General features: G+C 35.1%; 12 protein-coding genes and 1 pseudogene. 3 read left to right on the top strand and 10 right to left on the bottom strand.

Going from position 1 to position 11234, the window contains the following annotated elements; translation table 11 throughout:
* Window positions 1-453: 453 nt before the first annotated feature.
* The 3 genes from HMPREF0013_RS24085 to HMPREF0013_RS24075 form a co-directional block, all read right to left on the bottom strand.
* Window positions 454-984: a plasmid replication DNA-binding protein gene (locus HMPREF0013_RS24085; RefSeq protein WP_005065050.1), complete on the bottom strand. Its 531-nt coding sequence runs from the start codon at window positions 982-984 to the stop codon at window positions 454-456.
* A 78-nt stretch (window positions 985-1062) separates the two neighbouring features.
* Window positions 1063-1992, bottom strand: coding sequence for a replication initiation protein RepM (repM, locus tag HMPREF0013_RS24080; protein ID WP_005065049.1), 930 nt, complete (start codon window positions 1990-1992; stop codon window positions 1063-1065).
* 697 nt (window positions 1993-2689) lie between these two features.
* Window positions 2690-3403: a hypothetical protein gene (locus tag HMPREF0013_RS24075; RefSeq protein ID WP_005065071.1), complete on the bottom strand. Its 714-nt coding sequence runs from the start codon at window positions 3401-3403 to the stop codon at window positions 2690-2692.
* A 455-nt stretch (window positions 3404-3858) separates the two neighbouring features.
* Here HMPREF0013_RS24075 and HMPREF0013_RS24070 point away from each other — a divergent pair, with 455 nt between their 5' ends.
* On the top strand, window positions 3859-4743 hold the full coding sequence (locus HMPREF0013_RS24070) for a MobA/MobL family protein (protein WP_005065070.1): 885 nt from the start codon (window positions 3859-3861) through the stop codon (window positions 4741-4743).
* Between the two features lie 270 nt (window positions 4744-5013).
* On the opposite strand, the gene HMPREF0013_RS24065 is transcribed toward HMPREF0013_RS24070, so the two are convergent.
* On the bottom strand, window positions 5014-5865 hold the full coding sequence (locus tag HMPREF0013_RS24065) for a universal stress protein (protein ID WP_005065068.1): 852 nt from the start codon (window positions 5863-5865) through the stop codon (window positions 5014-5016).
* 12 nt (window positions 5866-5877) lie between these two features.
* A complete protein-coding gene (locus HMPREF0013_RS24060) occupies window positions 5878-7365 on the bottom strand; it encodes a SulP family inorganic anion transporter (protein WP_005065066.1) in 1488 nt (495 codons plus the stop codon).
* A 512-nt stretch (window positions 7366-7877) separates the two neighbouring features.
* On the opposite strand from HMPREF0013_RS24060, the gene HMPREF0013_RS24055 reads away from it, so the two are divergent.
* Window positions 7878-8165 carry a BrnT family toxin gene (locus HMPREF0013_RS24055; RefSeq protein ID WP_002124950.1) on the top strand — a complete coding sequence of 96 codons (288 nt, stop codon included), beginning with the start codon at window positions 7878-7880 and terminating at the stop codon, window positions 8163-8165.
* Window positions 8152-8463 (top strand): BrnA antitoxin family protein, encoded by a 312-nt coding sequence (locus HMPREF0013_RS24050; protein ID WP_005065064.1) that lies wholly within the window; start codon window positions 8152-8154, stop codon window positions 8461-8463. Before HMPREF0013_RS24055 ends, HMPREF0013_RS24050 begins: the two co-directional genes overlap by 14 nt.
* Before the next feature lie 90 nt (window positions 8464-8553).
* Here HMPREF0013_RS24050 and HMPREF0013_RS24045 read toward each other — a convergent pair whose 3' ends face one another.
* From HMPREF0013_RS24045 to HMPREF0013_RS24910, 5 genes and pseudogenes are all read right to left on the bottom strand, one after another.
* Window positions 8554-9228, bottom strand: a complete 675-nt coding sequence (locus HMPREF0013_RS24045) for a HEPN domain-containing protein (protein WP_005065062.1) — start codon at window positions 9226-9228, stop codon at window positions 8554-8556.
* A 51-nt stretch (window positions 9229-9279) separates the two neighbouring features.
* Window positions 9280-9681, bottom strand: coding sequence for a hypothetical protein (locus HMPREF0013_RS24040; protein WP_005065059.1), 402 nt, complete (start codon window positions 9679-9681; stop codon window positions 9280-9282).
* A 91-nt stretch (window positions 9682-9772) separates the two neighbouring features.
* Window positions 9773-10075: a helix-turn-helix domain-containing protein gene (locus HMPREF0013_RS24035; RefSeq protein WP_005065057.1), complete on the bottom strand. Its 303-nt coding sequence runs from the start codon at window positions 10073-10075 to the stop codon at window positions 9773-9775.
* Window positions 10076-10079: 4 nt separating this feature from the next.
* On the bottom strand, window positions 10080-10424 hold the full coding sequence (locus HMPREF0013_RS24030; RefSeq protein WP_005065055.1) for a type II toxin-antitoxin system RelE/ParE family toxin: 345 nt from the start codon (window positions 10422-10424) through the stop codon (window positions 10080-10082).
* Between the two features lie 520 nt (window positions 10425-10944).
* A pseudogene (locus HMPREF0013_RS24910) lies at window positions 10945-11234 on the bottom strand (hypothetical protein); the annotation flags it as partial.

Here is an 11234-nt window from a genome sequence, read left to right as displayed (position 1 = left end):
CCGCTTTTTATATATTTAAGTATAGTCGAGCGAGGTTTTTTATACGCTATAGCAGCATCACTGATCGAAAATTTTTTTAAAAAATGATGATTTTTACCTAGCATACTATTTCACTTAAGGCATTATTAATTTCGTATATATATGTTAATAAAATTAACACATACAAGATATAAATCTTTAATCATTATTGGTTAATAATCGAACGTTTACTTTACACATGCCCTACTCTGATAATTTTTCTATTATTAAATCAATATGCTTTTAAAAATTTATATTATTAACATAATACACCTTATACGAAATGTGTTATAATTTTCCTTAGAAATCAACGCTGTAGTTTCTTTTTTGCCCAACCTCCCCAAGGTGGGCTTTTTTTTTATGATTTTTCACGTTCCACGCTTATTATTTAATCAAAGTTTCACGACTTTATTCATATTAATTAAACAATCGTGGTTAATCATAGGGTCTAAAAAAACGGCTCCAAAAGCCTCTTTTCTCAGGCTCTGGTTCAATGTGCTCTGGCACTGGAATCCACTTATTTTCCCTCCGCTCTGGAGTAGTCAATCCGTCATGTTTAGCTTCTGCTGTGTCAGGTTCGGGATCTGGTTTGGCTATGCTGGGTTGCACTAATTCTTGATCGGTAAACGTAGTCATATTAGGTTTTGGGGCTTCTAATAGGCGTTGCATCGTTTCAATTTGGTTCTGATAGAAAGATTCCCGATCTTTGGCATCATCAAGCTGGTTTTTCAGCATGTCTATCTGCTGTCTAAGTAGTAAAACTTCTGCCGAATTTGGACTGTCTATTTTTACAGGTTCTTTTACATCCTGTTTTTTGACAGGTTCCCCGAAAACACGGATAGCCTCGGCTAGATCGATCTTATTCTGGGAATTTTTACTTAAAATTCCTTTCTTTATGTTGTTGTAAATCGTTTGTCTATTGATATTGTAAAGCTTAGAAAGCTCGAGAACTGTAAGGCTTTTCATGTTGTAAATCTATGCCTAAACCTGTCAAAAGTTGTTGTCTATTAGACTGTCTAATAAACAAATGATCAAGTTTAAATTTTAGGCAGGTGCAAAGCCAACTTTTTGAAGATAAGGGAATAATTCTTGGAATTTTTGATAATCTTGGAGCATTTCTGCAATGCGTATAGCAAATTGTTGGAAGCTTTCGGTGCCTTCTGAATATTGCCCCATCTCAGGTAATTCAGAAAGTTTGTTGGCAAAGAGATGACGTTGTTTATCACTCATTTTGGTGAAAAGGGCTAATGTATCCGTTCCCTTAATTACTTTGTCAGAGTTGGTTTTTTTCTGCTTAAAACTGAAAGAAAAACCGGAAATTGAACGTCCTTTTTTATGTTGTTCATATTTAGCCGTTATATCGGTTAACTCATTTACTTGCTTGAGGGCAAAATCTAAAACATACGTTTTAAAATTACTCATTGTTTTGTATTGATGAGCTTCGACACCAAGTTGTTGTCTAAAGATCGATAGATCAAAAATTGGCGTTTTACCAGCAGATCTCCATTGAATTAATAACTCGTATAACCGAATAGCATAAGAGCTAGTTAATCTCGAAACCTGCTCCAATTCATATTTAGTAAAGTTTTCTTCCAGTCGAGTTATGAGTGGAACAATGTCTTGCGTGAAACGTAGGAAAACGATCCCGGATTGAGGTTCATATCCAATTTTATCGACCCAACGACAGTGAAAGCTACGATCCTTACCAGTCTTAGGATTAATGTCATGATACGTGACATAGCGATCAAACAAGCTTTTAGATGCATCCCGAAGCACGGTATAAGCAGTGTGTTTCTCGACATTAAAGGTATTGATATAACTACTTGCATGTACTTCTAAAAGGCTATTTTCAGTTATCCCGTGCCCTGTTTCCCGAGCTTCAGCAATGGCTAATAGGATCAGCCTTTGTTCAACTGTATCTAGGGTATAGCTAGCTTGAATTAAAGCATTATCCTTTACGATTAATTCACTCATTTCTAATAATAAATTTATAATTAAACTAGGTTGTACAATAGACTATTTTAATTGAATTGTAAATCGACTTAATTTGGGGTCGATAAACCTAGTTTTAAGGTCGATAAACCTAGTTTTATGGGTCGATAAACCTAGTTTTATGGGTCGATAAACCTAGTTTTATGGGTCGATAAACCTAGTTTTATTAACTCTAAAACTATTATGAATAAAGGGTTACAGCTTACTTAAAAGCATTTAAAAGATTAAAAATAATTAAAAGCCCAGGTAAAGAAAAATTGCCCTTGGTTTTCGCTTCGCTCAAACTCTATTGAACTTCGCTTTCGCTCAGTTCGTCGGGGCAATTTTTTGGTGAGCACTTACGTGACTTTAAAAAAGCAAAAGCAACTCGGAATTCGCTACGCTCATAAAACTTTTTTACTCGCTACGCTCGATCTAGACTCAAATTTCTACAACTTTTCCATGCTTATTTAGGTTTCACAGCCTAAAAAGCGGTTTTTCAGGGAGTCTAGGCAAAATTTTCCAAGGATCGCTCGTAGACACTCGCTTTGTTCTTATCGGTAAAATCAAATGATCTCCAAAATACTCTAATTTGCGTTTAGAGCACTCTAATTTTTTTATTGATGGGGAATATAGGTTTAGGCTAAAAAAGGCATATACGGCTTCAACAGTGTATTTAAACCCTATTATTTGAGTCAATCTAAGCTTTATTGAAAGGATTCCTTGGATCTTCTTTGGCTTGCTTAATCAATTTCTCCATTTCATATAGCGATTTAGCCGATAAAATATCTGTTTTTCTATTTTGATCCAGGCTAAATGCATTGTTCTTTTCTGCTCCGGATTGTGCCTGCTTAAATAAATCGAGCATTCGATCTAAATCTTCGTTTGAATTTGATCGCTCTAAACCGCTTTGTTCCAATAAGTTTAAATATAGTGATCCGATAAAATATTTAATGTGGTCTTGCTGTTTTCTTAAAGATTTACTAAGGGGGGCCTGGTTATATTTCTCAGGGTTTAAAACTCGTTCGACCTTCGCTGTAATATTCTTTTCAGAAGTCTGATTTCTTTTAATTTTTAAAACTTCATTTAATGCATCATGCATTGCAAAGTAAGCATCAATATCTGTTTTTTTACTTAATTCTAGAATATTCAATTCTAATTTTTTTAATTTCTGTGGCTCGGTTTTTTGGATCAGTTGTAATTGAACTATACGTTTATTATAAGTATTGCGCTCATAACGACATCGTTGAATAAGTTTTAAATCTTCTTCATTCAGTTGTTTCATTGATTCTCGTTCAGAAATCATTGCTAAAAAAGCATCTTGCATTCGTCTTTTAAACGGCAGCGCTCGAATATGTTTATCCAAATCGATGATTTCTTGTTGTGTTAAGGCAAATGTTTTTCTACCGGCCAAAGCGGATTTCCTGATTTTGGGTATCTAAATTGATGTTAGCGGAATTCTGATGGTGTTGAAACAATATTTTATGTTATACATAAAATATTGTTTATCTCGTTTCCGTGTCTTTTTTTAACAATGATTGCTTTAGCAATCATTGTTAAAAAAAGACACTTCTACTCGCTCCTGCGGAGGCTACATAAACCACTGATTTAATTATTAAATTATGAGTTTTTCTTCGGGTTTTAACGGTATTTTTCTTAATGGTGAAAAAGTAAGCAATGTCTGCCGTTACAAGAAATGGGAAAGGGGTGCAACAAGGAAAACAGCGAATTTTAGACGAGTGCAACAAACTTTTTTGATGAAATATCGATGTTTGCAACAAGAAGAGACTGCTCTCTGCAACAAGAATTAGCCCCTTGTTACAAGAAAATTTGCTGTTTCGTTACACGTAATTTGTTTGAGGTGAACTGATGTTTTATTTAAATCTAAAGCATAATATTAAAAAAGAGCAGAGTTCTCTGAATGCATTCCATTATTTAACTCGGACGGCACATTTTGAAAATCAAAAAGACAATGAAAAATTAGAGTTTATGCGGTATGGAAATATGCCCAAATGGGCAGAAAATAAACCAAAACTTTTTTGGAAAAGTGCTGATCAATTTGAAATTTCCCGGGGAAGAACAAGCTCTACTTTAACCATTGCTTTACCAAAAGAGTTAATACTAGAACAACGAGCAGAATTGGTTCAGAAGTTAATAGATCAGTTTGCCGGACAATATCAATTTCCTTATACCGCAGTCATTCATAATCATCCCAGTGAAATTACTGGAGAGGATCAACCACATTTACATTTGATGTATTCAGAAAGAACAATTTCAGATGATATTGAACGACCACCAGAGCAGTTTTTTAAACAGTACCGGCCAAAAAATCCAACTCAAGGTGGTGCGCAAAAGTTAACAGCTGATGCATTAGGTTTTGGGCGAAATCAAATCAAAGTATTCCGTGAAAAAACTCAAGAATTAATGAATTTGTTTTTAGAAAAATATGCACCAACTAAAAAAGTAATGGTTTATGGTGTAGAAATTGAAGTGAAAAATCAGGTCAGTTGCCTATCTAATGACGATTTCAATCAAAAATTCGGGACCAAATTACAGGATGTACCACAAATCCCTCGTTGGAAACTTTATAGCGCTGATCCAATTATTCAGCTTGATGTTGAAGCTCAAAAAAACACAATTAAAAAAATTAGAAATCAGAACAATGCTGAACTTTATGGCAAGGAATATGATTTAGAAATATCTAGACGCCATGTGCTTACTCAGAAAAAAGATCCTGGCTTTAGCTTAGATTGATTTTTATAAGTGGAAAATTTGTGTTTTTTGAACATGGAATCTTGAAAAAACTTATCCATATTGTGAGTGATTTTTAGCCACAACATGGAAAATTTGTGTTTTTTAGGCTGCAATGATGGATAGATTGTGTTTTTGATTCAGGTCAATAAGGAAAACCTAGATTTTTGCCCATAAATGTAAAATCTAGGTTTTTCGCATAAGGTGTATTATGTTAATTTTAGAAAATCTAAAAAAGGGATAGTTAAAAACTATCCTTTTATCTTTTAAAAATTATCTTAATAATAATACTGGTTTTGTAGAGCTTGATAACAATTTGGTCGTCGTACTACCAATAAAAAACTGGCGTATCTTTGAATGACCATATGCACCAATTACAATCATATCAATAACGTTTTTTTCTTGATAATCCAATATAGATTTCTCAACATCACCGTCAAGCATGCTATCAATTACATCAAAACCATTATTTGCAAGTAGCTCTTTTGCCCAAGTGACTTGTAATGTCATATCACTATTTGGCTTACCAACATATACCACATGAGCTGTCAGGGTTTTTAATAAAGGGCTATTTGCAATTTTGTCTACACAAATACGTGCAGTAGGACTTCCATCAAAAGCAATTAAAAAAGACTTAGGTGGACTAAAGGGTGAAGATGTTATTAATACGGGTTTATGAAGTGCACGAACAACATTTTCAATATGGGTTCCAACTTTACTGGAATCATGCTCGGTTTCAGCCCCATGTTTACCCATAACAAGAACACGAATATCCTCTTCCATTCCCATGATTGTCTCTAAAAGACTGCCGTGGCGTTGAAAACTTTGAGCATCAATAGAGAACTTCTCCAATAGATAATTCTTTGCTTCCCGAAGAAGAATTTGGCCATGCTCTAGTTCAATCTTCCCCTTACGCTCTTCAATTTCAACCAATTCTTTGAGCAAGGTTTCTCGACTTCCCAAGCCGATTGCACCGCTTAAATCTTGTGGTGCTTTCGCTTTTGGCTTATCAATAACATGTAATAACTTAAGCGGTGAACTAAGTTTATCGCTAAACCAAGCTGCATAATCACAAACGGTATTTGTTGCTAATGATCCATCAATACATGCAATAATTTTTGACATTTTTCATCCCTCTTAGTGGCTATTTAAGCGATCTAATGCATCTGGTTTATCATGGATGCCAAATTTATCGACTAAGGTTTTGCTGGCTTCATTCATTCCAATAAGTTCGACTTCTGTTCCTTCACGTCTAAACTTAATGACCACTTTATCTACGGCAGCGACCGCAGAAACATCCCAAAAGTGAGCCTGACTAACATCAATTACAACTTTTGAAAGTGCTTCTTTGAAATCAAATGCAGAAGTAAATTTATCTGCTGAGCTGAAGAACACTTGACCTGTTACCGTATAAGTACGGGTATTTTCAGGTTCATTAAATTCGGACTGAATTGCCATGTAGCGTTCAATTTTGTTGGCAAAAAATAATGCAGAAAGAAGTACACCAACTAATACGCCATAAGCCAAATTATGTGTCGCAACGACCACGATGACTGTAACGATCATCACAATATTGCTAGATAAGGGATATTGGCGGATATTGCGTAGTGAATCCCAGTTAAATGTTCCAATTGCTACCATGATCATGACAGCAACCAGTGCAGCCATTGGAATGGCTTTAAGCCAGTCACTGATAAACACCACCATAATTAACAGAAAGACCCCTGCACTAAATGTAGATAAACGGGTACCCCCACCAGATTTCACATTAATAATCGATTGACCAATCATGGCACAGCCTGCCATTCCGCCTAAGAAACCTGAAGCAATATTGGCAACGCCTTGTCCTTTACACTCACGGTTTTTATCACTATTGGTATCTGTTAAATCATCGACAATCGTTGCTGTCATCATAGATTCAAGCAAACCTACGGCTGCTAATCCCAGTGAATAAGGCAAAATAATCGTTAAGGTTTCAAGATTTAAAGGAATATCAGGAAGCAAGAAAATTGGAAGCGTATCCGGTAATTGCCCCATATCTCCGACGGTTCTTACATCTAAACCAATGAATAAGGCAAAGAGCGTAAGTAAGACAATACAGATGAGAGGAGAGGGTAAAAGCTTCCCTATCACTGGAATATAAGGGAATAGATAAATAATGGCTAAACCACCAATTGTCATCGCATAGACATGCCATGTCACATTAGTGAGTTCAGGTAATTGAGCCATAAAAATTAGAATAGCCAGGGCATTCACAAAGCCAATCACAACTGACTTGGATACAAACCGCATCAAGGCACCTAATTTTAGATAGCCGGCTAAGATTTGAATAAATCCTGTCAAAATTGTGGCTGCTAATAAGTATTGCAGACCATGCTCTTTAACCAGTGTTACCATTAATAACGCCATGGCACCGGTTGCCCCAGAAATCATACCAGGGCGACCACCTACGAAAGCAATCACCACGGCAATACAGAATGAAGCGTATAACCCGACTTTAGGATCGACACCTGCAATAATAGAGAAGGCAATTGCTTCAGGAATTAGAGCCAAAGCGACAACAATACCCGCAAGGACATCCCCGCGAATATTAGAGAACCATTGTTCTCGAATAGTGGATAACATGAAATAGCCTATTTTTTTAAATTTTAAGAAAGGCTAGTGATGTGATATATACGACACACAAGCTACTACACCACATCACTAGACAGTGATGAGTTATTTACTGATTTAAGAGGTAAATAAACTTATGGTGGCGTAAGTGTCATATTAAGAAAGATATCTATTTTGGAGGATTTCGGGGGCAATCATAGCAGCTAGCCCCTTTTCTATCCACCCTAAACGCAGTACTGAAGTAAAAGCTAAGAATTATCATAGATAATTTTAGAATTGATTTATGCCCATTTAACATAATGGGCGTTATCCGAAATCGTCTTTTATAAGTTAAATAAAATCATATGCTTAACTATTTTACATCACCCGTAACCACCGCAAAAATCCGCTTTGGAAACAAAGCGGATTTTTTTTGAGCAAGTTTGATACTTCTTGCCAATAATTTTGACTAAAAATTACTCCAATTAGCTTGAGTGATACAAATTTGTGATACATTATTGTATATACAAATTTGAATGTTTTTTATGGAACTGTATTTCGAATGGGATGAGGCTAAAAACCAAAAGAATCAGAAAAAACATGATGTATCTTTTGAAACGGCAAGCCTCGTTTTTGAAGATCCTTTACGGATCTCAATCCAGGATCGACATACCAATGGTGAAGAACGTTGGCAAACGATCGGTATGGTTAAAGGTGTACTGATGTTATTGGTGGCTCATACAATCATTGACGATGATGACTGTGAGATCATACGAATCATTAGTGCAAGGCAAGTCACTAAAGCGGAACGCAATCAATATGAGCATGGTTAGATATACACGCAAAGAACTGAATGAAAAATTCAGTGACAAGCAAGATGCTGAAATTAAACGCTTGCTTGCAAAAGGAACTGTACCAGATGAACAATTAGATCTATCTGACATTCCTGAGATTACCGACTGGAGTCATGCTGTTCGCCATGGGCAATTTTATCGTCCAGTGAAGCAACAAACATCTGTTCGTCTAGATGCAGATGTACTTGCATGGTTAAAGGCTCAAGGCAAAGGCTATCAGACACGCATGAATAAAATTCTGCGTGAAGCAATGCTAGAAGATCTTAAGAATCATTGATGAAAATGGGAGCTATAGACTCCCATTTTTGCTTCGCATAAGAGATTTTATGTTAAATAATTAAATTTTTTCTATGTAAATCTGACAGTCTTACGAAGAGTAAGCTAGTAGAAATCTTTCGATATCTTCGATCATCCTGTGAACATCTTCTTTTGTAAACTGATCATAATCTCCATGGGCCGCATTATTTCGAATATCAGCCATAGCTGTAATTAGTTTTTGCTGTAGAGGGTTATAAACTCCCGCTTTTGCCAAGTCTTCATTCAATCGTGTTAATTTTTTCTTCTCTAATTCTATTCCATTATTCAAACATAGTTCTTTAATTGCGGTTTCTAGAACTACACCAGCAATTACAGCAGCTGAATTTTTATAACCACTACTTAACAGCGATCGTGCTTGTTCTAATTCACTATCAAAAACTTCAGCTTGAACAATTTGCTTGAAAGAAGTTAAAAAACCATTTTTAAAATCATCATACGATGCTTTTAAAATTGGAATTAACCTACTGATTATTCTAGTATTAGTATCAAAGCTCTGTGTTTCTTCAGCATCTAAAAAATCACGGTAATGAATAGAATGTTCACCACATGATAGTAATAATAGATTTTTAACTTTAACTTTCCATTCAAGATAAAGAGCATCCCCCTCATCACCCAAAGTATCATAGCTACCGCTATATTCTGAGTAAGCTTTTTTTGTCATAGCTTTGATGGAAGCAGAATCGGTTAGTAGTTGTTCATAACGCTGTAATATTTTTTGACTCATGTTTACTCAGTTTTTTAGGGTTTCCAAATTAAGTAATTGAACTCTATAAATCTATTTAGATGAAAATTGGAAAATTAATGAAAACAATAAACTACTGAAAGATATCCAAAGATTAGGATCTTTAAATTTTTCTTTAAGGCCTGAAGTCATTAATTTTTGAGATATTTCTTCTTGATTAGTTGATTCCAGAAGGTTTTGAATAACTGATGCCAATTCATAAGGCTGAATAGTATCTGGAAGTTTTGGGGCTAATTGAGTAAGAATGATTTCTAATGGTGATTGTTGCGGTGAGCCAATAGTAATTCCATTCCCTTTATTGTTTGAGAAATAGCCATTAGATATGGTAATACTTCTGAAATCCTCAGGATTATTTATTCTTAGCCCATCACCATCATTATAAGATGAGTTGATTCCATCAAGATTTAGATGATCGTTCTGTTTTTTATCAGTCATATATAAGCCTTTATCTTTTGAATGATTTATAACTTATATCATACTGATCAGACCAAATGAAAAAAGTGAGCTTAAACTCACTTTTCTATATCTATACATTGAATCCTATATGTTTCCCAGTTGGAAGTTCCACATCAATACGGAGCTTTCCTCCCATAGCTTCAACATACTTTTTCATGGTTGAAATCTTAAGATCATTGCCACGATTTTCTATTGCTGAAAGCGATGGCTGTTTTATTCCCAAAGTTTCAGCCAGTTCTTTTTGAGAGATTTCGAGTTCTTCACGAATAAGGTAAAGCTGATTTTCTAATAGCAATTCATCAGCCATTTTTTGAATACGGGCTTGGCTCTCAGGAGAGCGATTAGCCAATAATTCTTGTAGGGTCTTAGCCATCAGATTATTCTCCTAATGTTGAGAGATGAAGTTCATATTGCTTATCTGCAATTGCTAGCATCTCTGTATAAAAACGCTTTTTACCGCTCTTATCACCAATACACAGTACAATTGCTTGTCGTAATGGATCGAATGCAAAAAATGCTCTTAATGGTTTACCTCGATGCTGAACACGTAGTTCCTTCATATTGGTAAATTTAGAATCGTAGACGGTATCTACTAAGGGACGACCTAAACTTGGTCCTTGCAGTTGCAGAACAACCAACGCAGCTAAGACTTTCTCTTGTGTTATTTCATCTTGCTGTTCAAGCCATTCATTAAACAGATCCGTTGTAATGACTGTCCACATATTACAACCATAATATAGATTATAGTCTATATATTAAAGCTGATTGAATAACTTTGCAAATGGCAATAAAAAAGCCCGACATCCTGTCGGGCTTTTTCATATCGGGTGCTCGTCTTACTGATCTCGTGCTGCCCATTCCTTGCGCTATTTTCTTATTCTTGTTGTCTGGAGACATCCAGTTCCCTTATGTATTCATAATAGGGCTAGTACCTTGGATTACCAATCAGCAAAATCCTTAAATCTCTGTAAGCTTTAGCTTACAAAGTTGGCCTATTTTATCCCAAGAGTTGTCCGCAGAAATTGGGGATTATTTGTGAAGTGTGACCATTGAGAAATCAGGAAAAAATGAAAAACGAATGTTTTTTGATCGATTTTATTGGCTAAAAGTTACAGTTTTGCTTAAAAAGAAACCGACTTGTTTCCCAGTCGGTTTTTTGTGGTTTTTTAGGGGGATGAAAAATTTTTAACTATATGAAAAACAAGGAGATTTTAAAAAGCATTTCGTATAAGCTCTATTATGTTAAATGGAATGTTTATGAGAAATTAATAGTCTATTTTTGTTTGAGATTGAAGTATATTTAAAAAAGTTAAGTTGTTTTTTTAAATGCATAACTTCATCTTTTAGTTTTTTGATTTGTTGCTCTCTTTCGTCCTGTATAGGGTAAGTAAGTTCACCAAATTTTCTAACTAACTGACTGTATTCAATCAATTTATTGTAGTCAAGTTCGAAATCTCCGCTTTTTATATATTTAAGTATAGTCGAGCGAGGTTTTTTTATACGCTATAGCAGCATCACTGATCGAAAATTTT

It is taken from the genome of Acinetobacter sp. SH024, from assembly GCF_000163635.1.
Taxonomy (GTDB): Bacteria; Pseudomonadota; Gammaproteobacteria; order Pseudomonadales; family Moraxellaceae; genus Acinetobacter; species Acinetobacter pittii.
This window is presented reverse-complemented; position numbering and strand designations above follow the sequence as displayed.